The sequence below is a fragment of the Actinomadura spongiicola genome, from assembly GCF_003432485.1.
GTDB classification, from domain to species: domain Bacteria; phylum Actinomycetota; class Actinomycetes; order Streptosporangiales; family Streptosporangiaceae; genus Spirillospora; species Spirillospora spongiicola.
Genome location: NZ_QVNQ01000016.1, coordinates 86095 through 111485 on the forward strand (window position 1 = coordinate 86095; position 25391 = coordinate 111485).

Below are 25391 nucleotides of genomic sequence, written 5' to 3' on the forward strand. Positions count from 1 at the left end.
CTCGGGCCTCCTTACGGGTCCCTGGTTTGCGGGGGTATGTGCGCGACGCACGAAACCTCGATGAGCAGGTGCGGATGGGGGAGCTGGTGGACGGCGACGGTCGTCCGGGCCGGGCCTGTCTCGTCGAAGTACTCCCCGTAGACCTCGTTGTAGCCGCCGAAGTCGTTCATGTTGACCAGGTAGGTGGTGACGTTCACGAGGTCGGACAGGTCGCCGCCCGCGGCCGTGAGGAGGTCGCGGATGTTCTCGATGACCGCGCGGGTCTGCGCCCGGATGTCGAGGTCGGTGACGCCCATCGCGTCGGTGCTCGCCCCGGCGAACGTCCCGTCCGGGCGGCGCGCGCTCGTCCCGGACACGAACACGAGGTCACCGGCGCGCCGCACGTGCGGGAACCGTCCCCGTGGACGGGCCTTGCCCGCGACGACGATCGCGTCGCCGCCCGTCATGCGGCCCGTCATGTGGTCACCTCCACGCTGCCGAGCCCGGCGGCGGTGACCCGCACGTGCGCGTCCTTCGGCAACGGCACGGCGACGGTGGCGGAGCCGGCGAGGACGATCCACCCGGGTTCCAGCGTCAGACCCGCGGCGAGCGCGAGCCGGGCCGCGGCCCGCAGCGACCGCGCCGGGTCGCCGAGGATCGCGGCGGACGAGCCCGTCTGCGCGACCCGCCCGTCGATCTCCAGGAGCAGGCCCACGTTCGACACGTCGCGCGGCGGGTGCCAGGCCCCGAACCCGAACCGGGCGGCGGACGCGTTGTCGGCGATGACGTCGGGGAGGGTGAACGAGAAGTCCCGGTAGCGGGAGTCGAGCACCTCGAAGCCGACGGCGACGCCGGTCACGGCCGTCTCCACGTCGGTGACCGAGCGGACCTCACGGCCGATCAGGTAGGCGATCTCCGGCTCGATCCGCGGGTGGACGAGGCGGGACACGTCCACCGACGACTCGGCGAGCATCGCGTCGGTGAGCAGGCCCCAGATGACGTCGTCCACGCCCATCTGCGCCATCTTGGCGCGGCTGGTGAACCCCATCTTCACCCCGGCCGGCCGCTCGCCCCTGACGCGGCGCCGCTCGATCCCGGCGCGCTGCACCGCGTACGCGGTCGGCACGTCCAGGGAGGTGTCGTCGGTGAGCTTCGCGATCGTCCGGCGGTCGCGGGCGGCGTCGTCGAGGCGCCGCGCCAGCAGGTCCACGTCCACCATCAGCCCTCCTCCTTCCCGAACGCGACGCGGACGTCACCGAGGCCGTCGACGCGGGCCTCGAACACATCGCCGGGGGCGGCTGGGACCACGGGGCCGAGCGCGCCGGTGAGGACGGTGTCCCCGGCGCGCAGCGGGCGCCCGACGCGGACGAGCGTGTCGGCGAGCCACAGCGCCGCGTTCAGCGGATGTCCGAGGCAGGCGGCGCCGTTGCCGGTGGAGACCTGTTCGCCGCGCCGCTCCATCACCATCCCGCACAGGCGCAGGTCCACGTCCTTCAGCGGGACGGGCCGGTTCCCGAGCACGTACATGCCGGACGAGGCGTTGTCGGCGACCGTGTCGACGAGCGTGATGTCCCAGTCTTGAACCCGGCTGCCGACGACCTCGATGGCGGGCAGCGCGAACGCGGTCGCGCGGATCACGTCCGCGGCGGTGTGCCGCTCGTGGGTCAGGTCCCGGTCGAGGACCAGCGCCACCTCGGCCTCGGCGCGCGGCTGGAGGACGGCGCCCGCGGGGATCTCCGCCCCGTCCGGGACGGCCATGTCGGCGAACAGCATCCCGAAGTCGGGGCTGTCCACGCCGAGCTGCTCCTGGACGGCGCGCGACGTCAGGCCGATCTTGCGTCCGGCGAGGCGGCGGCCGGCGGCCAGCCAGGTCCCGGTCAGCGCGTCCTGGACGGCGTAGGCGTCGTCCACGGTCGTGATCAGGTCGCGGACGGGGGCGCACGGCGCCCCGTCCGTGTAGGCGCCGCGAAGCCGTTCGGCGGCGGTCTCGATGTTCGTGGTCACTGGGTTCGCTCTCAGATCTGGATGCACACGTTCACGGGTTCGGAGAAGAAGTCCAGGGAGTACTCTCCCCCTTCCCGCCCGATTCCGGACGCCTTGACACCCCCGAACGGGGTGCGCAGATCGCGGAGATTCCAGCAGTTCACCCAGACGATCCCGGTCTCGACGCGTGGCGCGACCCGGTGCGCCCTGGACAGGTCACGCGTCCACACCGTCGAGGCGAGCCCGTACGGGCTGTCGTTGGCGAGGGCGAGCGCCTCGTCCTCGGTGTCGAACGGCGCGACATGGCAGACCGGGCCGAAGATCTCCTCGCGGACGGCGCGGGACGTCTCGGGGAGGCCGGTGAGGACGGTCGGTTCGACGTGGAAGCCGCCGTCCCGCTCGTCCCCGAACGTCGGCGTGCCACCGCCGGTGACGACCGTGGCGCCGTCCTCGCGGGCGAGCCGGAAGTACGACAGGACCTTGTCGCGGTGCTCGGCGGAGATCATCGGCCCGTAGCCGTCCAGCGCCGCCGTCCGCTCTCCGAGCCGCGTCACGAACTCCTCGAAGATCGGCCGCTCGACGTAGACGCGTTCGGTGCACAGGCAGATCTGCCCGGAGTGGGTGAACGAGGAGCGGACCGTGCCGTCCACGGCGGCGTCGAGGTCGGCGTCGGCGAAGACCAGCGCCGGGTTCTTGCCGCCCAGCTCGAACGAGACCGGGGTGACGTGGTCGGCGGCGTCGCGCATGATCGCTGCGCCGGTGGCGGACTCGCCGGTGAACGCGATCGCGTCCACGTCCGGATGCCCGGTGAGGAACGCGCCCGCCGCGTCCGGGCCGTGCCCGTGCACCAGGTTGAACACCCCGTCCGGCAGCCCCGCGTCGTCGATGACCCGCGCCAGGAGGGTCGCGGTGGACGGCGTCTCCTCGGACGGTTTGAGCACGACCGTGTTGCCGCACGCCAGCGCCGGAGCGATCTTCCACGTCGACAGCAGGAGCGGCAGGTTCCACGGGGAGATGACCGCCACCACGCCCAACGGTCGGCGCACCGTGTAGTTGAGCGCCTGCCCGGTGCCCGCGCTCCAGCCGGGGACCTGGGTCGTGTACGCGCGTTCGGGACGTCCATACAGCAGGTCCGCGTACGCGCGGAAGTTGCCGACGGCGCGCGGGACGTCGACCGTCCTGGCGAACTCGCTGGGCCTGCCGGTGTCGGCGACCTCGGCGTCGACGAACTCGTCGAACCGCGCCTGGATCCCGTCCGCGACGGCCCTCAGCGCGGCGGCCCGGTCCTCGACGCTCGCCGCGCCCCACGGGCCGCGCAGGGCGGAGCGGGCCGCCGTGACGGCGTCGTCCACGACCTCCCGGGTGGCCTCGGGGACGGCGCCGAGCTCGGCGCCGTCCCCGGGGCCGATGAGCGGGAAGACCGGTCCGTCCGAACGGAACACTCCGCCGACGTAGTGCTCAGCCTTCATCGCTCCCCTCCCGTGGCCGACGGTCCGATCCTCCGCCCGAAAGCTATGCCTGACAAATACCAATCAACCATGGAGCTATCACGAAACCGTGATAGCAAAGGGAAGATGCGCGCGATCGACCTGCTCAACGGGCGGCTGAAGCTCCGCCACCTCGTCCTCGTGGTCGCCATCGCCGACCAGGGCAGCGTCCTTCGGGCGGCCGAGCACCTGCGGCTCGCGCAGCCCGCGGTGACCCGCAGCCTGCGGGAGGTGGAGGGCGTCCTCGGCGTCGAACTGTTCACCCGGGGGCCGCGCGGCGTGACGCCGACGATGTTCGGGGACGTCCTCATCGAGCACGCCCGCGCCGTCCTCGCCGAACTGCGGCGCGCCGAGGAGCGCATCGCGGGCCTCGCGGACGGAGCGGTCGGCACCGTCACCATCGGCACGCTCCTCGCCGGGTCGAACGTCCTGCTCCCCCGCGCGATCGCCGCGCTGAAGCGGGACCGTCCCGGCATCACCGTGATCGTCCAGGAGGCCACGTTCGACGCCCAGGTCCCGCGGCTGCTCGACGGCGAGATCGACCTGATCCTCGGCCGCCTCAACCCGATCGGCGACCTCAGCGGGCTGCGCCAGATCACCCTCTACGGCGAACCCGTCCGCCTCGTCGCCCGCCGCGGCCATCCCGCCCGCGCCCGGCGCTCCCTCGGCCTCGCCGACCTGCTCGACTACCCGTGGGTGCTGCCGCTGGAGCAGACCGCCCTGCGCGCCGAACTGGAGCAGGTCTTCCGCGCGGCGGGCCTGTCCCCGCCCGGGAACCTGGTCGAGTGCACCTCGGTCCTGACCGTCCGCACCCTCGTCCGCGACACCGACATGATCGCCGCGCTGCCCGATCTGGTGGCCCGGACCGACGCCGACATCGCGCCGCTGCCCGTCCCGCTGGAGACCGTCCGCCGCCAGGTCGGCGTCACGCTGCCCGCGCACCGGTCGCCGACGCCGTCCGCCCGGCTGATGCTGGACCATCTGCGCCGCGAGGCCATCGAGATCAGCGGGTCGGGCGACTGATCACACCGATCGCACGAGATCCACCAGCGCCCGGCCTACCGCCGACTCCGCGTCGCCCAGGTCGAGGACGACATCGAAATGATCGCGGTCGGGGACGACCATCAGGTCACCGGCGTCCCAGTGCGGCTGGAACAGCCGTGACTGCGTGAGGAATCCGTCCCCGTCGTTCTCCGCGACGACGAACACGGCCGGGCACCGCCGTCCCACGGGTAGGAGCGCGGGGCTCAACGCCGCCGCCCGCTCCAGGTCGAGCCGCACGTACTCGTTCACGTAGATCCGGGTGATCGGCCGGATGTCGAACAGCCCGCTGACCGGCATCGCCGCCTTCACCACGTCCTCCGGCAGCCCGAACCGCTCCTGCCAGCCGCCGACCATCGTCATGCCGGTCAGATGCCCGCCCGCCGAACTTCCCCCGACCACGATCCGCTCCGGGTCGAGGCCGTGCTCGCCGCCCCGCCGGTGCACCCACGCGACCGCCGCCCGCACCTGCCGGACGATCTCCTCCAGCGTCGCCTTCGGCGCGAGCGTGTAGTCGGGCACGACGGTCGCGATGCCCTGCTCGTGGAGCATCCGCGCCATGAACGACGACACGTCCCGCGACAGTGCCATCCAGTACCCGCCGTGCAGGTAGACGAACACCGGTCGCGGTTCGCCTCCGCCGACGCCCCAGACGTCGAGCCGTTCCCCGCTCTCCTCGTCGTAGACGATGCCGGGACGACCGGGAAGGCCGTCGACGGCGCGTTCGGACTCCGTCCGGTATCGCGCCATGTGCCGTGCGAAGAGCTCCGGCCCCGCCTTCCGCCGCACGTTGTACGCGACGTCCAGTTCCTCGTCGCTCAGCTCACTGCCCGGCCAGTCGGTCACGTCGAACTCCCCTCGCCGTCCGGCCCAGCCTGCCTCCCCGAGGCGAAACGATCAACCGTGGAACGGTCGGCTACGACCACACCGGGGTGGCCGACTCGTGCACCCGCCCGTCGGAACCGAAGACGAGGTAGCGGTCGAAGTCGGCGGCGAACCAGCGGTCGTGGGTGACGGCCAGGACGGTGCCCGCGTAGGAGGCGAGGCCCTGTTGCAGCGCCTCGGCGCTGGCCAGGTCGAGGTTGTCGGTCGGCTCGTCCAGCAGGAGCAGGGTCGCGCCCGACAGTTCCAGCAGCAGGATCTGCAACCGGGCCTGCTGTCCCCCGGACAGCGTCTCGAACGGACGCGACCCGGCGGGGGCCAGCTCGTACCGGGCGAGCGCCGCCATGGCCTCGTTGCGGGTCAACGCGTTCTCCGCCATGAGGATCTGCGCGGGTGTGCGGCCCTGAAGATCGGGGCGCACATGCGTCTGGACGAAGTGTCCGGGGACGACGCGCGCCCCCAGCCGACAGGCGCCGCCGTGGGGAACGTCCTCGCCCGCGAGCAGGCGCAGGAAGGTCGACTTCCCGGAGCCGTTCGAACCGAGGACGGCGACGCGTTCGCCGTACCAGACTTCGACGTCGAACGGCCGCGTCAACCCCTTCAGTTCGAGCGACTCGCAAATGAGCGCGCGTTTTCCCGTGCGGCCTCCGCGCAGGCGCATGCGCACATTCTGTTCTTTGGGGGCGCTCTGCGGCGGCCCCGCCTCCTCGAAACGTTGCAGGCGGGTCCGGGCGGCCTGGTAGGAGGACGCGACCGCGTCGTTGTTCGTGGCGCGCTGCCGCAAAGTGTGGACGAGCCGTTTCAGCCGCGCGTGCTCGTCGTCCCAGCGGCGGCGCAGCTCGTGGAGTCGTTCGGTGCGGTCACGGCGGGCCTGAGCGTAGCCCGCGAAGCCGCCGCCGTGCACCCACACGTCACGCGATTCCACGGTGACGATCCGGTCCGCGGCGTCCGCGAGCAACTGCCGATCGTGCGACACGAACAGAATGGTCTTGCTCGTGGCGCGGAGCCTTTCGGCCAACCATTCCTTCCCCGCCACATCCAGGTAATTGTCGGGCTCGTCCAGCAAGAGGACCTCATCGGGACCGCGCAGGAGTGCCTCCAGGACGAGACGTTTCTGCTCACCGCCTGACAACGTGGTCACCCCACGGGATTTCACCTCGTCGAAGTGGCGGCCCAGCGCCGCCGTCGCGCAGGTGTCCCAGACGACCTCGATGTCGTATCCGCCCGCGTCCGCGTAGTCGGTGATGGCCTGCGCGTAGGCGAGTTGGCTCCGCTCGCTCTCGTCCAGCGCGCCCTCGGCGCGGGCCAGCGCGCGGGCCGCGTTCCGCAGCCGCTCGGGGGCCACCGACAGCAGCAGGTCGTGGACCGTGCGGTCATCGCGAAGGGCGCCGATGAACTGGCGCATGACGCCGAGGCCGCCGGAACTCGTCACGACGCCGTCGGAGGGCGAGACGTCCCCCGCGATCAACCGCAGCAGCGTGGTCTTGCCCGCCCCGTTCGGGCCGACGAGCGCGGCCTTGGCTCCGTCTCCCACGCGGAACGAGACGTCGCCCAGCAGGGGGCGGCCGTCGGGCAGCGCGTAGGTCAAACGGCTCACCTCGATATGCCCCACAGAACTCCTCGTACAGTGTTCGAGTTACTGGATCAATGATCCGGTGCTCGTTCAATGTACTAGTCTGCGGGGCATGACCGAGAGCGTGTGGCTGCGGAAGGGGCGTCCTCGACGGGAGGCGCCGCCCCTGACCCGCGAGCGGATCGTCGAGGAGGCCGTGGCACTGCTGGACGAGGAGGGCACCACCCGGTTGACGATGCGGCGGCTCGCCGAACGGCTCGACACCGGGTCCACGACGCTGTACTGGCACGTCAAGACGAAGGACGACGTGCTGGAACTGGCGCTCGACGCCATCTTCGGCGACGTCCCGCTCCGCGACCCGGGCCCGGACTGGCGCGCCGACGTGGTCGCGCTGATGTCCGCCTGGCGGCGCGCGATGCTCGACCATCCCTGGTCGGCGGCGGTGCTCGGCGGGCGCCCGCTGCTCGGCCCCAACGTCCTGGCTCGCACCGACGTCCTGTACACCGCCCTGGCCTCCACGGGCGTGACCGGCCCCCGGCTGGCCGCCGCCGCGTACGCCGTCGCGAACTACGTCATCGGATCGGCGCTCATGCAGATCGGCGCGCGGAACGACGACGACCCCGCCGCGGAGGAGGCGGCGCGGGAGCATCTCGCCCGCAACCGCGCCCGGTACCCGGCGCTCGCCGCGCACGGTCACCTACCCGGGGACGAGTGGGACTCCGCGTTCGCCCAAGGCCTGGACTACATCCTGGACGGTCTGTCCCGCGGGCCCTGACCCCCGGCGTCAGGGCCCGCGGAGCTCGATGGTCTTCAGGCCGGGGGCCGCGTCGATCTCCCGGCCGCAGAAGCGTTCGGTCACCCACGTCTTCTTCGAGAACAGGCGGGTCTGGTCGGCGTAGTGCGGGGACGTGGGGTCGGCCGACTGGGAGTAGGTCAGCAGGGTTCGCGTGTCGGGGCAGCGGTCACCGTCGAAGGAGACCACCTGCACGTAGCTGGTGCCGTGCGCCATCTCGACATAGCCCTTGCCCGGCGTCCACCGCCCGTCGATCTTGTTGAGGATGCCGAGTGCCTCGGTGCCGCCGCCGATCGGGATCCTCTCGCCGTCGCGCGTGACGTACTGGTGGTCGCCGAGCGGCGCGTCCAGGGGAATGCCGGACGACGTCAGCTCGTCGACCGCGTCCCGGAGGGCCCGACGTGCCGCCGGTGAGCCGGGGTTGAAGTCGCGTGGCGTGTTCACCGGGTCGGACGCGTCGAACGGTGTCCTCCACAGGTCCCGCTCGGCGGCGGTCCTCCGCCAGTAACGGTCGAAGAGCAGGGCGCCGCGACTCCCGGAGTCGACCGTCCTGTCCCACGCGGCGAGGACGTCACAGGCCTTCCCGAGCCCCATGTCGCGGCACATGGCGACGGTGCCGGACACCGCCAACTCCCCCGCGGTGCTGCGGTTGGCGAAGATCAGGTCCTGCATGTCGGCGCGGGTGAACGGGCCCTTGGCGAGCTGGTCCCGGACGGCGATCAGGCCGCTTCGCGTACGGAGGGACCGCATCGTGTTCTCACTGCCGATGACGCGGTCGTAGCCGGTCAGCGGTTCGTCCGGGTTCGACAGCCAGTGACTGTCGTTGGAGTTGGTGACGTAGTCGCCGCGGGTCAGCACGGGGTAGCGGTCGGTGCCCAGGATGCCCGGCTGAACGGCGCCGGGGGCCTTCCCGGGGGTGCAGGACGAGTCGGCGCCGTTCAGCACCGCCAGACCGGCCGCCCGGAACAGTTCGCGGCCGAGGGGGGTGTTGCACCGGCCCGCGAACTCGTCGGGGATGTTGGGCAACACCTGGATCTGCGCGAACAGCGCCTTGCCGCGGGCGTCGGCGGCGATGGTGTTGACCCAGGGCAGTCCCTGAGTCCGTTTCAGCGCGCGGACGGCAGCGTCGGTGGTGCGGGCCTCGCCCAGGGCCAGTGACGTGTTCGCCACCCGCAGGTTGGTCGCGTTCGGATCGATGACGGCGTGGGCGGTCTGGTTCGTCCACGGAAGCTCGATGTCGTCGACGGATGACACGACAGGCCCGTAGTGAGTGCGCCACAGCGTCTTGGTGACCGGCTTCAGAGAACCGTCCCGCTGCTTGACCTGGACGGTGACCTCGTCCTTGGTCATCTTCCGCGCTTCACCGTCCACGAGGTAGGACGTCGGGTCGCCCGGCGCCAGGCGCAGTTCGGTCAACGCGAACGGGAGGCCGGTGGCGATCGTGTGGCTCCACGCGAACGTCGCGTTGTGGCCGATGTTGACCAGTGGCGACCCGAGGAGCGTGGCGCCGCTGACGTTCAGCTTCCCGGGGATCGTCTGGTGTGCCTGCCAGAAACGCCGCCCGCCGTGCCACGGGTAGTGCGGGTTGCCGAGGAGCAGGCCCCGCCGGTTCGCGGTGGCCTTCGCGCCGACCGCGATCGCGTTGCTGCCCATGTCGGCGCCCGCGAGGAGCTTCCGTGCCGCCTCGACGGCCTCTTGTCGAGGCTGGTCCGGCGTCGGGGCGACCTCACCGGGCGGGGTCGCCGACACGGCGCCGTCTGCGACCAGGCCGGAGCCGATGAACACGGCCAGGGCGTACATGCGGCGGTGCACGTCCTGTTCGGTGATGGGACGCAGCCACGGCGCGTCCTTGCAACCGGGATCGGTGATCTCACCTTCGCGGAGGTACCGGTTGTATCCGGCGGCCCAGCCGCGGGCCAGCTCGCGTACCTGCGCGGCGGGCCCGTGGGGGGCGGGCCTGTCGGCCAGCCGCTCGACGATGCCGCTGTCGTTGATCCGGGTGAAGAAGACGTCGCTGGCGAGGTTCGTCGACGCGGAGGACAGCGACCCGTCGGGGGCGGCGTCCGGGCCGAAGTACCGTGAGCGTTCCCCTCGCAGGGTGACGACGCCCTGCGCGAGCAGGCAGATGTTGTCCTTCGCCGCCGCGTAGCCGGTGCCGTATCCGAGAGCCCGGTGGCTCGACGCGGTGATGTGGGGGATGCCGTACTCGGTGTACCGGATGGTGACCGACGGGCCCCGCCCGTTCTCCGCCGCGGCGGACGACGTTCCGGGTGCGAGAAGGGCCGCGGCGAGCACGGCGGCTCCGGCCATGCGCAGGGAGGTACGTAACATCCGAGATCTCCTTGATCATGAAGGCTCTGCCAAGCTCGCACAGGCCCGCGTCTCTGACAACCCTCCTAGGGGATGAGTGAGGGAAGGTCCTCGGCGTGGTCCTGGAGGTAGGCGGCGAGCGTTTCGGGGATCAGGGCGATGGGTGCGAGGGTGGCGGCCGTGCACGGCACGTGGTCGACGTCGTAGCGGCCCTTGGTCGGGTCGTCGAACTCGGGGCCGTGCCTGCGGGACAGGTCCATCGAGACCAGGCGGCACACGTAGAAGGTGTTCAGGCGGAACAGCTCGGGAGTCTGCTCGCCGCAGGCGAAGACCTGCCGGACGGGCCCGGCGGTGGCACCGAGTTCCTCGTCGAGCTCGCGTCGCAGCGCCGCCTCGGGGCTCGCGTCCGTGGGTTCGATCTTGCCGCCGGGGGTCGTCCAGTAGACGGGACGGTCCGGACGGGTGCGGCGCAGCAGGACGAGCGCGTCGCCGTCCAGCAGGAGGGCGCGCACCGCGCGCCTGACCGGGGGCCGCTCCGTCATGACTCCTCGGCGATCACGATCCGCACGGCAGATCCACTTCGAGCGTCGTCCCTCTTCCCGGTCGGGCTGTCGAAGCGGGTGGCCCGTCGAGCGGCGACCCGCCCCGCCATCATCGCGCACGCCGGTGATCGGCCGTGCGGTTTCGCGGCGGACGGTGACCGTCCGCGTCGAGTAGCCGACACGCAGGGCCCCGGCGCCGTTACCATCACCAGTGCCAAGATCCTGTTGGCGTGCTCTGTATCGGAACGGCGTGAAATGGATGATCTGGAGGTCCGGCGGCTGCCGGGCGATCTGGCGCGGCTGTTCGACCCGTCGGGACGCGGCGACGGGCTCGGCGGCCGCGCCGTCGACGCTGCCGAGCGGACGCTGTCGGTGCCGCTCCCCGAGGGGGACCTGGTCTGGCCCGACCCCGGGTATCCGCAGCGCCTGCTGCCGCTGCGTCCCGCGTTCTGGCTGAGCGAGGAGCCCGTCCACGGTGAGCTGTGGGCCGGGCTGCGCGCCGAGCACGCCCGCTCGGGACTCTGGCCGCTGCTGATGGACGAGACCGACCAGCCGTGGGCGTCCGGGCAGATCGCCCCCGAGCCCGTGGTGGAGGTCGGGAACTACGTCCCGCACGCCTTCATGTCCGAGGTGTGGTCGGACTGGGCGGAGCAGGCGGCCCCCGAGGACCTCGACGACCTGGCCCCGTTCGGGCGGCACTGCCCCGGGCTCGCGCCGCCCGGCGTCCCGGTCGACGACCCGGACGCGGTGGCCGACCGGTACGCCCGCGTCCTCGCCGAGCGCGGCCTGTCGCTGGGCCTGGCCGCGGTGGAGCGCGGCGCCGACGCGCTGGCCGCGGTCGGCTGGCAGGGCGCGCTCAACCACAACGAGTGGACCGCGCCGCTCGCCGCCGTCCTGCGCGGCTGGGAGGACCGTTTCGGCGCCCGCGTCGTCGCGCTGGGGTTCAACACCCTGGAGCTCAGCGTCGCGGCGCCACCGATCACGACCCGGCACGCCGTCCATGTCGCGGCCGAACACTGGGCGTTCTGCCCCGACATCCTCTTCCAGGGCCCGGGAACCCTCGCCGGGTACGCCGAGGAGATACGCGGCAAAACGAACTGGTCTTTCTGGTGGGACTGACCCACACGGAGCAACCGAGCCACCGAACTCAAAAAGGCGGTCATCCCACGTAAACGTCCAAGTCATGCCCGATGGCCCCGAACCGGAACGGCGATTACGGTGGGCGGGTGAGCACCGGGTGGCGCGACCGGATCGCCCCATGACGACCGCCGCGACCACGACGCTGGTGGTCGACGACAACGACACCGAGCGGTGCACCATCGGCGGCTGGCTGCGGCGCGCGGGCCACACCGTGGTGGAGGCCACGACCGCGGCGGAGACCTGGGTCCGGCTCACCGAACACGCCGTCGACCTCGTGGTGCTGGACGTGCGGCTGCCGGACATGAGCGGAATCGAGGTCTGCGAGCGGATCAAGGCGGCGCCGGACACCAGGGCGCTGCCCGTCATCCACATCTCCGCGCAGGCCGTGGACGTCGCCGACCGCGCCCAGGGGCTGCGGCGCGGCGCCGACGCCTACATGGTCGACCCGATCGACCCCGGCGAGTTCCTCGCGACGGTCGAGGCGGTGCTGCGCTACTACCAGGCGCTGCGCCGCGCCGAACGGATGGCCGCCCGGATGGCCGAGCTCACCCGCACGTCCCTGGACATCAACGCGGCGACGTCCTTCGACGGCCTGGCGGCGGTCGCCGCCCGCGGCGCCTTCGCCATCTTCGGGGTGCCGGCGTCGGTGTTCGTGCTGCCGCCGGACGGCCGGGTGCGGCGCACCATCGAGTTCGGCATCGGGCCGTGGCGCCGCGACTGCCCGCCGGAGATCCCGGCGCGGATCGCCGCGCTGACGAGACTCGGCGACGACACCGGCACCGAGGTCGCGCGGGTGCCGCTGCGGCGGTGGCTGGAGCTGCTGCCCGACAGCGTCGCCGACGACGACCTCATGCTCGTGGTGTCGAGGCTCAAGCACGACCGTCCGCCCATCGGCATCGCGGTCGGCGTCCGCGGCGCGCGGACGGAGGACGACACCAACCTGCTGCGCCAGCTCGGGCAGGCGGTGGCGCTCGCGATGGAGGCGCTGCGCTCCTACACCGAGGAGCATCTGACCTCGCTCACCCTCCAGCACAGCCTGCTGCCCGCGTCGCTGCCGTCCGTGCCCGGCTGGTCGCTGGCCGTCCGGTACGAGCCCGCCAGCGACCAGGCGGAGGTCGGCGGCGACTTCTACGAGGTCCTCGACCTCGGCGACCGGGTGCTGGTCGCCATCGGTGACGTGCAGGGCCACTCCCTGTACGCCGCTACCGTCATGGCGGAGGTCCGGCACGCGCTGCGCGCCTTCGCCGCCGAGGGCCACGACTCCGTCACGATCCTCGGCCTGCTCAACGACGTGCTGCACCGCTACCACGACGACCAGACGGTCACGATGTCCGTGATGACGCTGGATCCCCGGAGCGGCGCCGCGCACATCGCCACCGCCGGGCACCTTCCCCCGCTGCACATATCCGACGGGCACGCCCGCTACGGCCGCGGCGGTGGTCTCCTGCTCGGCTTTCCGCGCGAACCCGGCTTCGGTGACGGGGTGGCGGTGGAGGAGACCCGCGTCCCGCCCGGCGGCACCATCGTGCTGCTCACGGACGGGCTGGTCGAGGATCGCGGCATCCCGCTCGCCGACAACCTGGAACGGTTGCGGACCGTGGCGGCGGACGTGGACGACGAGCTTGAACGGTACGGCGACCGGATCATCGCCGAGTTCGGCCACCGGGAGGACGACGTCGCGTTGGTCGTCGTCCGCCGCGACGGGCCGTGACCCGGCACGCCGGAGGGCGTCAGTTCATCCGCGACCGGGGCAGTTCCTGCTCGCACCACACGACCTTGCCCTCGGCGGTGCGGCGCACGCCCCAGCGCTGGGCGAGGCGCCCGACGACGTGGAGGCCGCGGCCCGACTCCTTCATGTCGCCGTCCTCGCGGTGGCGGACGCGGGGACGGCCGTCGGAGGAGTCGAAGACCTCGCAGACCAGGCCGCCCTCCCGGATCAGCCGCAGCCTGATCCGCCCGCCCGCGTGCTGGATCGCGTTCGTGACGAGCTCTGACGCCAGCAGCATGGTCGGGTGGGCCAGGTCGTCGAGGCCCCACCGGGACAGCCGGTCGCGGACGAGGCCGCGGGCCCGGCGGACTGCGGCGGGCTCGGCGGGCAGCTCCCAGGTGGCGTGCCGGTCGGCGGGGATGCGCGCCAGGCGCGCCACGAGCATCGCGATGTCGTCGCGGTGCTCGTCGTCGTAGACGCCGTCGAGGGCGGCCTGGCACAGGTCGTCCAGCGATCGGGCGCCGCCGCCCCCGAACACGCCGCGCAGGCGGGCGAGGCCGTCGTCGATGTCGCGGGCCCTGTTCTCCACCAGCCCGTCGGTGTAGAGGAACAGCAGGGTTCCGTCCTCGACGGTGAACTCGCGGCTGACGATGGGCCCGTCGCCGCCGACGCCGAGCGGCGGCGCGGGCGGCACCGGCAGGTACTCCGGTTCCGCGCCGGGCGGGGCGAGCAGCGGCGGCAGATGCCCCGCGCTGGCGACCTCGCACCGTCCGCTGACCGCGTCGTAGACGACGTAGGCGCAGGTCGCGAAGTGCGGTTCGCGTTCGCCGAGGGTGCGCATCAGCGAGTCGAGCCGTTCCAGCGCCTCCGCGGGCGGCAGCTCCAGCCCGGCGAGGGTGTGGATGGCGGTGCGGAGCCTGCCCATCGTGACGGCGGCCTTGACTCCGTGCCCGGCCACGTCGCCGACGACGAGCGCGACCCGCGCGCCGGGCAGCGCGATCGACTCGTACCAGTCGCCGCCGACCTCGATGAGGCGGCTGCCCGGCAGGTACCGATGGTGCACCTCGACCGGCGACGGCGCCGACAGGCCCGTCGGCAGCAGGCTGCGCTGGAGGGTGAGGGCGGTGGCACGCTCCCGCGAGTACTGCCGGGCGCTCTCGATGAAGATGGACGCGCGGTTGGCGAACTCCATCCCGATCTCGACGTCGTAGGCGTCGAACGGGCGGTGCGCGACGGTCCGCGTACAGACGAAGAAGCCGAGGACGCCCGCCGCCGACGTGATCGGCAGCAGCAGCATCGAGGCGCCCTTCAACAGGTCGCCGACCGGTGGGCGGCGCAGGTCGGCGGCGAGGGCCGCCGCACCGTCGCCGCCGAGGGCGCGCAGCACCGCCTCGCCGGAGACGACGCACTGCGCGTACGGGGTGCCGGGCGGGTACACGACGGACTCGCCGGTGGGGAACGTCGCGTCCCACGCCGGATCGTCGTCGTCGAAACCGATGGCCATCCGGCGCAGCTGCGGGCCGTCCGGACCGTCCGGCTGCTCGTCGGCGTCGAGGTGGCTCTCCAGCAGGAGCAGCCCGCCGGAGTTGCAGAAGTGCGGGACCAGGACGTCCATCAGGCCGCGCGCCAGCATCTCCAGGTCGAGGGTGGAGCCGATGCGCGGGAGCGCGTCGTCCAGCAGCGCCCTGCGGATGACGGCGGGGTCGACGAACCGGTCGGCGAGGGGCACCGGAACCCGGACGACGGCGAGCGCCGCGATCTCGGGCGCGGAGCCGTTCAGCGGGTGGACGGTGACGACCGCGTCGAGCGTCCCGCCGGACGCGGTCTCCATGGCGAGCATGGTGGTGCGTTCCCGTCCGGCCTTCAACGCCCCAAGCAGCGGTTCCCGCGCACCTGGGATGATCTCGTCCAGATGCGCGCCCAGCAGGCCGTTCCCGTCCGGGGACAGAACGGCCGCGGCATTGCGGTCGAACTGGAGTACCCTCCCCGACGAATCCATGCCGAGAATCAGAATTCGGGTGGACGACTCCATCGCTCGATTATGGGACATGGCCGCGGCGCGTGCGGCCGATACGGAACGGTAGGCAGATGTCGGTGGGCGACCGGGCGCGCCGCCCGCTCCGGTGACGAGGACCGGCGCGTCCCCTCCCCGGGCGGCGCGGCTCACGCCTTCCCGAAGACCTGCGGCGGCGGGACCGGCGCGACGATCTCCTCGCCGTCGCGCAGGGGCGCGGCGCCGGCGCTGAACGCGGCGAGGTCGCCGCCGTCGAGCAGCCGGGCCCGGACGGCGCCGCCCGCGGCGCGGCGCCGCAGCACGTCCACCGGGAGCGGTTCCCGTGACCCCGCCACGATGAGGTTGCCGAACCGGCGGCCGCGCAGCACGCCCGGGTCGCCCATCAGCAGCGTGTGGCGGAACACCGACCGGATGGTGGCGGTGACGCGGCGGGCGAACGGCAACCGGAACCCGTCGGCGACGTTGACCAGGTAGACGCCGTGCGGACGCAGCACCCGCGCCGCGTCCACGACGAACTCGCGGGTCGCGAGGTCGGGCGGCATCGACGCCTCGGCGAACGCGTCCATGACGACGAGGTCGTCGGCGGCGTCGGCGAGGGCGGCGACACCGGCGCGGCCGTCGGTGACGCGGATCCGCAGGCCCGGCACGCCCTTCACCGGCAGTTGCTCCCGGACGAGCCGCACCAGCCCCGCGTCAGGCTCCAGCACGACCTGCCGGGACCCCGGCCGGGTCGCGGCGATGTAGCGCGCCAGCGTGCAGCCCGCGCCTCCGATGTGGACCGCGTCGAACGCCTGCCCGGCCACGCCGAGCGAGTCGACGACGTCGCCCATCAGCCGCATGTACTCGAAGTCGAGGTAGGTGGGGTCGGACAGGTCGACGTACGACTGCGGCACGCCGCCGACCAGCAGCATCCAGCCGCCGTCGCGGTCGGCGTCACGCAGCAGCTCGGCCTCGCCCGTGTCGATCGGGTACAGGTTCGCCCGGGGTCCGCGCCTGCCCTTGCGTGCCATGGCCCCACCCTAGGGAAAGTGACAGGCGCTCGGGTGGTCGGTGCCGGGACGTTCCTCCAGCGCGGGTTCCCGTTCGGCGCAGACGTCCCGGACCTGGGGGCAGCGGGTCCGGAACCGGCACCCGGACGGCGGGTCCAGCGGCGACGGCGGGTCCCCGTCCAGGACGGTCCGCCGCGTCCAGTCGGGCGCGTCGGGGTCGGGCACCGGGACGGCCGACAGCAGCGCCCGCGTGTACGGGTGGGTGGGACGCTCGTAGACACGGGTCTCGTCGCCGGTCTCGACGATCTTACCGAGGTACATGACGGCGACGCGGTCGGAGATGTGCCGGACGGCGGCCAGGTCGTGCGCGATGAACACGTACGCGAGCCCGAGTTCCCGTCGCAGGTCGGCGAGCAGGTTCAGCACCTGCGCCTGGACGGACACGTCCAGCGCCGACACCGGTTCGTCGCACACGATGACGTCGGGACGCAGCGCGAGGGCGCGGGCGATCCCGACGCGCTGCCGTTGACCGCCGGAGAACTGGTGCGGGTACCGGTCGAGGGCGTCCGGGCTGAGACCGACGATCTCCAGTAGTTCCCGGACGCGGCGGCGCCGCTCCCCCTTCGGCGCGACCTCCGGATGGACCGCGAACGGCTCCGCGACGATGTCCCCGACGGTCATGCGCGGGTTGAGGGACGAGTACGGGTCCTGGAGGACGATCTGGACGCGGCGGCGCAGGGCCCGAAGCTCGCGACCGCGCATCGCGAAGATGTCCCGGCCGTCGAAGCGGACCGTCCCGGCCGTGGGACGTTCGGCGGCGAGCAGCAGCCGCGCCAGCGTCGACTTCCCGCATCCCGACTCGCCGACGACGCCGAGGGTCTCGCCGCGACGCAACTCCAGGTCGACGCCGTCCACGGCCCTGACCTGCCCGACCGCGCGTTTCACCAGCACCCCGCGCGTCACCGGATAGTGCTTGACGAGGCCCTCGACCCGCAGGATCGGCTCCTCACACGGTTCCGGCACCGTGCACCTCCCCGGCGAAGTGGCAGGCGGAGTCGTGCCCCGGCGCGACGGTGACGAGCGGCGGCGCCTCGACCGCGCACACCGCCTCGGCGCGGGGGCAGCGCGGCCGGAACGGGCAGCCGGACGGCGGCGCCGCCGGATCGGGCGGCGTCCCCGCGATCGGAACGAGCGGCATCCCGCGCGAACCCAGGCGCGGCACCGACGCGAGCAGCCCCCGCGTGTACGGGTGGGCGGGCCGCGCGTACAGGTCACGGACCGGCGACCGTTCGGCGACCGACCCCGCGTACATGACGACGATCCGGTCCCCGACCCCGGCGACGACGCCGAGGTCATGGGTGATGAGGACCAGGCCCATGGCCAGCTCGTCCTGAAGGGCGGCGAGCAGCCGCATGATCTGCGCCTGCACGGTCACGTCGAGCGCGGTGGTCGGCTCGTCGGCGATCAGGACGTCCGGCTCCAGCGCCAGCGCCATCGCGATCATGACGCGTTGGCGCATGCCGCCGGAGAACCGGTGCGGATGGTCGCCGAGCCGCCGCGCGGCGGACGGGATCCGCACCCGCTCCATCAGCTCGACGGCCCTGTCCCGCGCGGCCCGGCGGCCGAGGCCCCGGTGCACCCGGTACATCTCGGCGAGCTGGTCGCCGACGGTGAACACCGGGTTCAGCGCGGTGGACGCGTCCTGGAAGATCATCGAGATGCGTTCGCCGCGGTAGGCGCGGCGGCGGCGCTCCGGCAGGCCGAGCAGTTCCGTGCCGCGCAGCCGCACCGACCCGCGGTCGACGTGCGCGGGCGGGGAGTCGAGAAGGCCCATCACGGCCTGCGCGGCGACGCTCTTGCCCGACCCCGACTCGCCGAGGATCGCGACCGTCTCCCCCGCCGCGAGGGTGTAGGACAGGCCGTTCACCGCGCGGACGTCCCGGCCCCGGACCCGGAACCGGACGTGCAGGTCGTCCACCTGGAGGAGCGGCGCGTCCGGGCGCGGCGCGGGGACCGTCCGGGCGTTCGTCGTCATGGCGTCACCGCAGCTTCGGGTCGAGGGCGTCGCGGACGGCGTCGCCGAGCATCAGGAAGCTCAGCACCGTCGCCGACAGGAACACGGCCGGGAAGGCCAGCAGGTGGGGGTGGTCGAGGAAGGAGTCCTTGGCCTGGCCGAGCTGGAGCCCCCACGACACCTCCGGGTACTGGAGGCCGACGCCGAGGAAGTCCAGCGTCGCCTCCCCCACGATCACGTTGCCGACGTTGAGGGTGGCGACGACGACCACGGGGGCGATCGCGTTCGGCAGGATGTGCCGGGTCATGATCCGGCCGTCGGACGCGCCGAGCAGCCGCGCCGCCCGGACATAGCCCGCGTCGCGGACGGCGATGACCTGCCCCCGCATGACGCGGACCATCGTCGTCCAGCCGAGCAGCACCAGCACGAGCGTCATCGCCCCGATCCCGTGCCCGGGGAACGCGACGAGGACGACCGTGGCGCCGAGCACGAACGGCAGCCCGAAGAACACGTCGGTGAGCCGCGCGATCAGCGCGTCCACGACACCGCCGTAGTAGCCCGCCAGCGACCCGAGCACGACCGCGATCAGGAGCGCGCACGCGGTGACGGCGACACCGATCAGCAGCGTCGGCCGGGCGCCGTGCACCACGTGCGCGTAGTAGTCGCAGCCCGCGAGGTCGGTGCCGAACCAGTGGCGGCCGGACGGGCCGAGCCCGGAGTCGTTCGGGTCACAGCCCGCGTTGGCGGCCCCGTCGGTGAACAGTGCCGGTGCCGCCGCCATCGCCGCCACCACGGCCAGGACCGCCACAGAACCCCAGAAGACCCAGCGGCGCCGCAGGTCGTGCCACGCGTCGTCCCACAACGAGGCCCTCCCCATCAGTCGTATCCGATCCGCGGGTCGAGGACCCCGTAGAGCACGTCCACGACCAGGTTCACCAGCAGGAAGATCAGTACGAGCACGGTGACGGCGCCGACCACCACGGGCCCCTCCTTGAGCTGGATCGACTGGAACACCTGCTGCCCGACGCCGGGCAGATTGAAGATCCCCTCGGTGACGATCGCGCCGCCCATGAGGTTGCCGAAGTCGACGCCGAGGTAGGTGACCACGGGGATCAGCGAGTTGCGCAGCGCGTGCCGTCCGACGACCCGCGCCCGCGACAGGCCCTTGGCCGTGGCCGTGCGGACGTAGTCGGCCCGCAGGTTCTCCGCCAGGCTCGTCCGGGTCAGGCGCGCCACGTACGACAGGCCGAGCGACCCCAGCACGATGCCCGGGAGGAGGTAGCTCAACGGCCACCCGTCGTCGGTTCCGGCGGCCGGGAGGATGTGCCAGCGCACGCCGAGGAGGAGCTGCGCGGTGTAGCCGAGCACGAACACCGGCACCGCGATGACCAGCGTCGTCCCGCCGAGGACGAGGGTGTCGGCGAACCTCCCGCGCCGCAGGCCCGCCCACACCCCGAGCGCGATCCCGATCACGAGTTCGAAGATCCAGGCGGTGAGCGCGAGCCGCGCCGTCACCGCCCAACGTCCGCCGAGCATCTCCGCCACGCTCTGGCCGGTGTAGTTCTCCCCGAGGTCACCTTGCGCGAGACCCCACATGTACTTCGCGTACTGCACCAGCAGCGGATCGTTCAGGTTGTACCTGTCGCGCAGTGTCCGCAGGACGTTCTCGGGGACGGGCTTGTCTCCGGCGAGCGCCTGGATCGGGTCCCCGGGCAACGCGAACACCAGCGCGTAGATCAGCAGCGTCGTGCCGAGGAAGACCGGGACCGCCTGAAGAAGCCGCCGAAGGACGAACCGCCACATCGTCGGCTATCTCACCGTCACTTCGGTGGCGATGAGACCCGTCGCGTACGGAGTGATCGTCACGTTGTCGACGTTCCGCGACCGGCCGGCCTGGCCCGCCCACGTCCACAGCGGGATCAGCGGCATCTCGCGGATGGCGATGTCCTCGGCGCGGTTGTAGAACCCGAGGGCCTCCCGCTGGTCGGCCGCCCGTTTGGCCTTGGCGATGAGGTCGTCGAATTCCTTGTTCGTCCAGCCCATCCGGTTGTTGTCGGAGCCCAGCATATTCTCCAGGTAGTTCTGCGGGCTCGGATAGTCGGCCTCCCAGTTCTGCCGGTACGGGCCTTTCTCCTTCCGCTGGCGCAGCATGGAGAAGTAGTCGGACGCGGGCACCTGCCGGAACCGGATGTCCCGGATCCCGAGGTTGTCGCGCAGGGAGTTCGCGACGATCCGCATCCACTGGGCGTACGTCGGCTGCGCGTTGGAGAAGTACAACTCCAGCGTGCCCCTGAACCCGCCCGCCTTCTCGAACAACGACCTCGCCTTGCCCGGGTTGTAAGTGCACAGTTCGCCGCACGCATTCGGACGGTGCCCGTCGACGATGGCGGGAAGCAGCGAATCGGCGGGGAAGAAGTCGCCGTTGTAGACGGCCTTGTCGATGCCCTCCCTGTCGATGGCCATCGAGATGGCCTTGCGCAGGTCCGCGTCGGCGAACCGCCTGTCCCACAACGGGAAGCCGAGGTAGTCGACGGTGCCGGTCCTGCGGGCCAGGAACCGGTCGCCGAGGAGCCGCTTCGCCTCGGGGACCTTGGCGGACGGGATCGTCTGGAGCACGTCGATCCGCCCGGCCCGCAGATCGGTGTAGGCGGTGTCGGCGCTGGAGTAGCTCTTCCACGTCACCCCCTTGTTCCGGGGCTTGCGCGGCCCTGCGTACCCGGGAAACGGGACGAGCTCGATCTCCCTGTTGCGCTTCCAGTCACCGTCCATCATGTACGGGCCGTTGCCGATCGGATGCTCGTCGAACGCCTTCAGGTCCTTCAACCCGGCCTTCGGCATCGGCGCGTACGCCGGATACGTGAGCAGTAGCGGGAACTGGCCGAACGGCTCGTCCAACGTCACCCTCAACAGGTACGGACCGGCGACCTCCACCCCGGAAAGCGTCTTGGCGGCGTTCCCGCGATTCATCTCCTCGTGGCCCTCGATGTACGAGAAGTACGCGTTGGCGGCCATGCCCCCGGGCCCGTACGCCGCGTTGTTCCACGCGTCGGCGAAGCTCCGCGCGGTCACCGCCTCCCCGTTGTGGAACCGCCGCCCCGACCTCACCTTGATCGTCCAGACCCTCTGGTCGTCGGAGGTGACGGACTCGGCGGCCAGCGGAACGGCCTTCCCGCCCGCGTCCAGCGTCATCAGGTTGTCGAACAGCTCACTGATGACGTCGAAGGAGTAGCTGCTCGTGGTGTCGGCGGGCACGAGGTGGTCGGGCTCGGGATGCCCCACCGTGAACGTGCCCGCACTCGCCCCGGCCTCGTTCCCACCACACCCCGACGACCCGAGAAACGCCACCACCAGTGCAAGAGCCCCGCCCCCGACGCGAAGTCCCCGCCCAGCCCCCTTCTGACCGGCCATGCCCCTCCCCGCCACACTGCCCCTCCCCGCCACACTCACCGTCGACCGCCTGCCTCCCTAGACTGCCGCCAACGCGATACTCAGAGTGACTGTACGGCTACGGTACTGACGGAGTCGAAACCAGATCGAGACGTTCGCCCTCGTCTTGACAGCGTCCAGCGGCGAAAGAAGATAAGACCTTCGACACGAAGGGGAACCGACGGGGTGAAGATGCACGACGACCCGCTCAAGACCACGGCGTCCACCCGGCTCACGGCGACGACGCCCACCCCCGCGGACGAGGTGGCACGGATCTGCGCCGAGCTCATCCGGTTCGACACCACGAATCGTGGTGAGGGGGTGGCTCACCCCGAGCGGCCCGCCGCCGAGTACGTCGCGGGGCTGCTGGACGAGACGGGCGTGCGGCCGATGATCGTGGAATCGGCGCCGGGCCGGGCGAGCGTGCTGGCCCGTGTCCCGGGGACCGATCCGTCCGCCCCGGCGTTCCTGATCCACGGGCATCTCGACGTGGTGCCCGCCGATCCGGCGGAGTGGACCGTCCCACCGTTCTCCGGCGAGGTGCGCGACGGGTGCGTGTGGGGACGCGGCGCGGTCGACATGAAAGGCAGCCTCGCGATGACCCTGGCGACCGTCCGGCGGCGGCTGCGGGAGGGACGGCGCACCCGGGGGGACCTGGTGCTGGCGTTTCTGGCCGACGAGGAGTGCACCGGCGACTACGGCTCCCGTTACGTCGCCCGCGAGCACCGCGCGTTCTTCGAGGGCTGCACGGAGGCGATCAGCGAGTCGGGCGGGTTCAGCGTGGACGCGGGCGGGACGCGGATCTACCCGATCGCGACGGGTGAGCGCGGCACCATGTGGATGAGGCTGACGGCACGCGGCACCGCCGGGCACGGGTCCAAGCCGGCGCCCGACAACGCCGTCGCGGAACTGGCGCACGCGGTGTCGCGCATCGCCGCCCACACGTGGCCGGTCCGGCTGACCTCGGGCGTCCGGGCCCTGCTCGACGGCCTTGCGGACGCGCTCGGCACCACCATCGACCATGACCGGCTGGACGCGGAGGCCGCGCGGCTCGGCGGCGTCGGCCGCCTGTTCACCGGCACGATCCGCAACTCGGCGAACCCGACGCGGCTCGACGCCGGGTACAAGGTCAACGTCGTGCCGGGCATGGCGACCGCCGAGGTCGACGGCCGGTACCTGCCCGGCACCGGCGCGGAGTTCCTCGCCACGGTGGACCGGCTCCTCGGCCCCAAGGTGACCCGCGAGTTCATCAACTACGAGGAGGCCCCGGTCGCGGACCCGGCGGGCCCCACGTTCGCCGCGCTCGCCGACTCCCTGCGCGCCGAGGACCCGCTCGCCCGTCCCGTCCCCTACGTGATGGCGGGCGGCACCGACGCCAAGGCGTTCCATGACATCGGGATCACGAGCTTCGGCTTCGCGCCGCTGCTGCTCGGCCCGGAACTCGACTACCTCGGGATGTTCCACGGTGTGGACGAGCGCGTCCCCCTGGACGCCCTCGCCTTCGGCACCCGAGTACTGGACCGTTTCCTCGACACCCGCTGACACGGACGACGGGACCGGGCGCGTTCCGTCGAGACCGGCCCCGACCTGCTGGTTTCGCGCCCGGTCGGGGTAGGGATCCGGTCGTGGACTTCTCCAGCGCGGCCGACGAGCTCTACGGCGTCCGGCCCGCCGAGTTCGTGGCGACGCGCAAGCGGCTGGTCGAGGACGCGAAGGCGGCGGGCGACGCGCCGCTCGCCAAGCGCGTCGGCGCGCTGCGGCGCCCGACGCTGTCGGCGTGGGCGGTGAACCTGCTCGCCCGCTCCGCCGCGGACGAGCTGGGGCGGCTGCTGGACGTCGGCGACGAGATCCGCGCGGCGTGGGGGTCGGGCGGCGGGCTCGGCGACCTGGAACAGCGCCGGGCCCGGCTCGTCGGGTCGCTGGTGCGGACGGCGGGCGACCTCGCGGCGGACGCGGGCAACCCGCTGCGCGAGCAGGCCGTCCGGGAGGTGGAGGACACCCTCCAGGCCGCCACCGTGGACGCCGGGATCGCCGACGAGGTGCGCGCGGGACGGTTGGCGCAGCCGCGCAGCCACACCGGCTTCGTCCCGGCCGGTTTCCCCCTGGCACCGCGTGAAGGGAAGCCACCGGCAGAACCCGAACCCGCGTCCGAAGAGAAGCCACCGCCGGACGCGAAGCCGAAGAAGAAGGCGGCGCCCGAGCGGGCCAGGTCGAACGTCACCCGGACGAGCGCGGCGCGGGCACGGCGGGCCGAGACCCTGCGGAGGCGGGCGGACGAGGCCGACCGGAAGCTCACCGAGCGCGAGGAGCGCGCGGACGCGGCGAAACGGGAGGCCGCGGATGCGTCCGCCAGGGTGGGTCGCCTCCGCCACGAACTGGAGCAGGCCGTCGCCGAACGGGACGCGGCGGACCGCCGGGCGGAGCGCGCCGAGGAGAACCGGGCCCGCGCCGAGGTGGCCGCCCGGGAGGCACGGGAGGCCGCCCGGGAGGCGCGCCGGGCCGCCGACCGCGACGCGCGCCACGGCTGAACCGCCGGACGCCGGTCGGGAACGGCCGCCCCGGAGCGATGAGTTTTCTTCGGGTCGCGGGTCTGTATCGGGTGACGGGGGCGGGGCCGTCCGGACGGACGACCCCGGCGGGGATGCCGCCGCGCTCTTCCTCCGGGCGCCCGAAGCGCGTCGGGCGGCCCCGGCGCGGCGGTCCGGCGGCCGTGTCGTGGTCGTCGCGGAAGACCACGACACGGTCGCCGGCGCGTCCCGGCACCGGGCCGCCGAAGATCGCCGAGTTACGCTGAGCTTCCCATCTCCGGCGAAAGGAGTGGCGATGACGGTCGCCCCCGACGTCACCGCGATCGCCTCCGCGGAAGAGCTGCGCGAGATCCTCGGCGCGCCGATGCCACGGGCCGTCAAGAAGGAGCGCCTCAGGCTGCACGCCCGCGATCTGGACTGGCTCGCCAGCGCGCCGTTCTGCCTCATCGCCACGAGCGACGCCGAGGGCAACTGCGACGTCTCACCGAAGGGCGACCCGCCCGGGTTCGTCCACGTCATCGACGACACGACGATCGCGATCCCCGACCGGCCCGGCAACCGCCGCGCCGACGGGTTCCTGAACATCCTGAGCAACCCGCACGTCGGGCTGCTGTTCCTGATCCCGGGGCGCGGCGAGACCCTGCGGATCAACGGCCGGGCCACCCTCGTCCGGGACGCGCCGTTCTTCGACGAGATGATCGTCCAGGGGCATCGCCCGGCGCTCGCCCTGATCGTCGAGATCGAGCAGATCTTCTTCCACTGCGCCAAGGCGCTGATGCGCTCGAAGCTATGGAAGCCGGAAACCTGGGAGCCGGACGCGCTGCCGTCCCACGCCCGCATCATCAAGGACGTCCAGCAGCCCGAGCAGACCCTTGAGGAGTTGGAGCGTTACTACGCCGAGGCGACCTACGCGAAGGGGCTGTACAACACCTGAGCAGGACGTGTCGACCCCCGCGCCCGTCGCGCGGGGGTCGCGGGTCGT

At 72.3% G+C, this 25391-nt stretch carries 22 protein-coding genes; 7 read left to right on the forward strand and 15 right to left on the reverse strand.

The annotated features are described in order from the left end of the window. Window positions 1-11 precede the first annotated feature (11 nt). The 4 genes from D0T12_RS33805 to D0T12_RS33820 are packed head-to-tail and all read right to left on the reverse strand — an operon-like array spanning window position 12 to window position 3431. Window positions 12-458: a RidA family protein gene (locus D0T12_RS33805; protein WP_233526456.1), complete on the reverse strand. Its 447-nt coding sequence runs from the start codon at window positions 456-458 to the stop codon at window positions 12-14. Then, complete coding sequence (locus D0T12_RS33810) at window positions 455-1198, reverse strand: 2-keto-4-pentenoate hydratase (protein WP_117405043.1); 744 nt, start codon at window positions 1196-1198, stop codon at window positions 455-457. Before D0T12_RS33810 ends, D0T12_RS33805 begins: the two co-directional genes overlap by 4 nt. Further along, window positions 1198-1983, reverse strand: coding sequence for a 2-keto-4-pentenoate hydratase (locus tag D0T12_RS33815; protein ID WP_325050863.1), 786 nt, complete (start codon window positions 1981-1983; stop codon window positions 1198-1200). The genes D0T12_RS33810 and D0T12_RS33815 overlap by 1 nt, the downstream gene beginning before the upstream one ends. Window positions 1984-1994: 11 nt before the next feature. Then, the gene (locus tag D0T12_RS33820; RefSeq protein WP_117405045.1) at window positions 1995-3431 is read right to left on the reverse strand and encodes a 2-hydroxymuconic semialdehyde dehydrogenase; all 1437 of its coding nucleotides are present in this window, start codon (window positions 3429-3431) and stop codon (window positions 1995-1997) included. A gap of 105 nt (window positions 3432-3536) precedes the next feature. Between D0T12_RS33820 and D0T12_RS33825 the strand changes: the two genes are divergently transcribed. Beyond that, the gene (locus tag D0T12_RS33825) at window positions 3537-4472 is read left to right on the forward strand and encodes a LysR substrate-binding domain-containing protein (RefSeq protein WP_117405046.1); all 936 of its coding nucleotides are present in this window, start codon (window positions 3537-3539) and stop codon (window positions 4470-4472) included. Here D0T12_RS33825 and D0T12_RS33830 read toward each other — a convergent pair whose 3' ends face one another. Continuing rightward, window positions 4473-5336 (reverse strand): alpha/beta hydrolase, encoded by an 864-nt coding sequence (locus tag D0T12_RS33830; protein WP_233526457.1) that lies wholly within the window; start codon window positions 5334-5336, stop codon window positions 4473-4475. Window positions 5337-5406: 70 nt separating this feature from the next. Next, entirely contained in the window at window positions 5407-6984 is a 1578-nt protein-coding gene (locus D0T12_RS33835; protein WP_117405047.1) for an ABC-F family ATP-binding cassette domain-containing protein, read from the reverse strand. Between the two features lie 73 nt (window positions 6985-7057). Here D0T12_RS33835 and D0T12_RS33840 point away from each other — a divergent pair, with 73 nt between their 5' ends. Further along, window positions 7058-7720: a TetR/AcrR family transcriptional regulator gene (locus tag D0T12_RS33840; RefSeq protein ID WP_117405048.1), complete on the forward strand. Its 663-nt coding sequence runs from the start codon at window positions 7058-7060 to the stop codon at window positions 7718-7720. A gap of 9 nt (window positions 7721-7729) precedes the next feature. On the opposite strand, the gene D0T12_RS33845 is transcribed toward D0T12_RS33840, so the two are convergent. Both D0T12_RS33845 and D0T12_RS33850 read right to left on the reverse strand, forming a co-directional pair. Next, on the reverse strand, window positions 7730-10069 hold the full coding sequence (locus D0T12_RS33845) for a penicillin acylase family protein (RefSeq protein ID WP_117405051.1): 2340 nt from the start codon (window positions 10067-10069) through the stop codon (window positions 7730-7732). Window positions 10070-10134: 65 nt separating this feature from the next. Next, complete coding sequence (locus D0T12_RS33850; protein ID WP_117405052.1) at window positions 10135-10590, reverse strand: NUDIX hydrolase; 456 nt, start codon at window positions 10588-10590, stop codon at window positions 10135-10137. Window positions 10591-10845: 255 nt separating this feature from the next. Here D0T12_RS33850 and D0T12_RS33855 point away from each other — a divergent pair, with 255 nt between their 5' ends. Together D0T12_RS33855 and D0T12_RS33860 are read left to right on the forward strand one after the other, a co-directional pair. Continuing rightward, window positions 10846-11709, forward strand: coding sequence for a DUF4253 domain-containing protein (locus D0T12_RS33855; protein ID WP_117405053.1), 864 nt, complete (start codon window positions 10846-10848; stop codon window positions 11707-11709). 139 nt (window positions 11710-11848) lie between these two features. Beyond that, complete coding sequence (locus D0T12_RS33860; RefSeq protein ID WP_117405054.1) at window positions 11849-13441, forward strand: SpoIIE family protein phosphatase; 1593 nt, start codon at window positions 11849-11851, stop codon at window positions 13439-13441. A gap of 19 nt (window positions 13442-13460) precedes the next feature. Here D0T12_RS33860 and D0T12_RS33865 read toward each other — a convergent pair whose 3' ends face one another. The 7 genes from D0T12_RS33865 to D0T12_RS33895 form a co-directional block, all read right to left on the reverse strand. Further along, window positions 13461-15470 carry an ATP-binding SpoIIE family protein phosphatase gene (locus tag D0T12_RS33865; RefSeq protein WP_233526458.1) on the reverse strand — a complete coding sequence of 670 codons (2010 nt, stop codon included), beginning with the start codon at window positions 15468-15470 and terminating at the stop codon, window positions 13461-13463. Between the two features lie 131 nt (window positions 15471-15601). Next, window positions 15602-16462 carry a spermidine synthase gene (locus D0T12_RS33870; RefSeq protein ID WP_117405055.1) on the reverse strand — a complete coding sequence of 287 codons (861 nt, stop codon included), beginning with the start codon at window positions 16460-16462 and terminating at the stop codon, window positions 15602-15604. A 9-nt stretch (window positions 16463-16471) separates the two neighbouring features. Continuing rightward, entirely contained in the window at window positions 16472-17464 is a 993-nt protein-coding gene (locus tag D0T12_RS33875; RefSeq protein WP_233526459.1) for an ABC transporter ATP-binding protein, read from the reverse strand. Then, on the reverse strand, window positions 17448-18476 hold the full coding sequence (locus tag D0T12_RS36890; protein ID WP_117405059.1) for an ABC transporter ATP-binding protein: 1029 nt from the start codon (window positions 18474-18476) through the stop codon (window positions 17448-17450). Before D0T12_RS36890 ends, D0T12_RS33875 begins: the two co-directional genes overlap by 17 nt. A gap of 4 nt (window positions 18477-18480) precedes the next feature. After that, a complete protein-coding gene (locus tag D0T12_RS33885) occupies window positions 18481-19332 on the reverse strand; it encodes an ABC transporter permease (RefSeq protein ID WP_117405061.1) in 852 nt (283 codons plus the stop codon). Next, window positions 19332-20258, reverse strand: a complete 927-nt coding sequence (locus D0T12_RS33890) for an ABC transporter permease (protein WP_117405063.1) — start codon at window positions 20256-20258, stop codon at window positions 19332-19334. The genes D0T12_RS33885 and D0T12_RS33890 overlap by 1 nt, the downstream gene beginning before the upstream one ends. Window positions 20259-20264: 6 nt before the next feature. Beyond that, window positions 20265-21734, reverse strand: a complete 1470-nt coding sequence (locus tag D0T12_RS33895) for a peptide ABC transporter substrate-binding protein (RefSeq protein WP_158581728.1) — start codon at window positions 21732-21734, stop codon at window positions 20265-20267. 339 nt (window positions 21735-22073) lie between these two features. Between D0T12_RS33895 and D0T12_RS33900 the strand changes: the two genes are divergently transcribed. The 3 genes from D0T12_RS33900 to D0T12_RS33910 all read left to right on the forward strand — a co-directional run bounded on the left by D0T12_RS33900 (window position 22074) and on the right by D0T12_RS33910 (window position 25343). Then, entirely contained in the window at window positions 22074-23423 is a 1350-nt protein-coding gene (locus tag D0T12_RS33900; RefSeq protein ID WP_117405111.1) for a M20/M25/M40 family metallo-hydrolase, read from the forward strand. 83 nt (window positions 23424-23506) lie between these two features. After that, window positions 23507-24409, forward strand: coding sequence for a hypothetical protein (locus tag D0T12_RS33905; protein ID WP_117405067.1), 903 nt, complete (start codon window positions 23507-23509; stop codon window positions 24407-24409). Window positions 24410-24704: 295 nt separating this feature from the next. Next, on the forward strand, window positions 24705-25343 hold the full coding sequence (locus D0T12_RS33910) for a pyridoxamine 5'-phosphate oxidase family protein (RefSeq protein ID WP_117405069.1): 639 nt from the start codon (window positions 24705-24707) through the stop codon (window positions 25341-25343). The last annotated feature ends 48 nt before the right edge of the window (window positions 25344-25391 follow it).

Bases quoted from the DNA above. Each gene is read 5' to 3' on its own strand.
- D0T12_RS33870 (WP_117405055.1), bottom strand. From the start codon at position 16,462: ATGGCACGCAAGGGCAGGCGCGGACCCCGGGCGAACCTGTACCCGATC.
- D0T12_RS33885 (WP_117405061.1), bottom strand. From the start codon at position 19,332: ATGGGGAGGGCCTCGTTGTGGGACGACGCGTGGCACGACCTGCGGCGC.
- D0T12_RS33865 (WP_233526458.1), bottom strand. From the start codon at position 15,470: ATGGAGTCGTCCACCCGAATTCTGATTCTCGGCATGGATTCGTCGGGG.
- D0T12_RS33860 (WP_117405054.1), top strand. From the start codon at position 11,849: ATGACGACCGCCGCGACCACGACGCTGGTGGTCGACGACAACGACACC.
- D0T12_RS33845 (WP_117405051.1), bottom strand. From the start codon at position 10,069: ATGTTACGTACCTCCCTGCGCATGGCCGGAGCCGCCGTGCTCGCCGCG.
- D0T12_RS33820 (WP_117405045.1), bottom strand. From the start codon at position 3,431: ATGAAGGCTGAGCACTACGTCGGCGGAGTGTTCCGTTCGGACGGACCG.
- D0T12_RS33840 (WP_117405048.1), top strand. From the start codon at position 7,058: ATGACCGAGAGCGTGTGGCTGCGGAAGGGGCGTCCTCGACGGGAGGCG.
- D0T12_RS33810 (WP_117405043.1), bottom strand. From the start codon at position 1,198: ATGGTGGACGTGGACCTGCTGGCGCGGCGCCTCGACGACGCCGCCCGC.
- D0T12_RS33825 (WP_117405046.1), top strand. From the start codon at position 3,537: ATGCGCGCGATCGACCTGCTCAACGGGCGGCTGAAGCTCCGCCACCTC.
- D0T12_RS33890 (WP_117405063.1), bottom strand. From the start codon at position 20,258: ATGTGGCGGTTCGTCCTTCGGCGGCTTCTTCAGGCGGTCCCGGTCTTC.
- D0T12_RS33900 (WP_117405111.1), top strand. From the start codon at position 22,074: ATGCACGACGACCCGCTCAAGACCACGGCGTCCACCCGGCTCACGGCG.
- D0T12_RS36890 (WP_117405059.1), bottom strand. From the start codon at position 18,476: ATGACGACGAACGCCCGGACGGTCCCCGCGCCGCGCCCGGACGCGCCG.
- D0T12_RS33910 (WP_117405069.1), top strand. From the start codon at position 24,705: ATGACGGTCGCCCCCGACGTCACCGCGATCGCCTCCGCGGAAGAGCTG.
- D0T12_RS33805 (WP_233526456.1), bottom strand. From the start codon at position 458: ATGACGGGCCGCATGACGGGCGGCGACGCGATCGTCGTCGCGGGCAAG.
- D0T12_RS33855 (WP_117405053.1), top strand. From the start codon at position 10,846: ATGGATGATCTGGAGGTCCGGCGGCTGCCGGGCGATCTGGCGCGGCTG.
- D0T12_RS33850 (WP_117405052.1), bottom strand. From the start codon at position 10,590: ATGACGGAGCGGCCCCCGGTCAGGCGCGCGGTGCGCGCCCTCCTGCTG.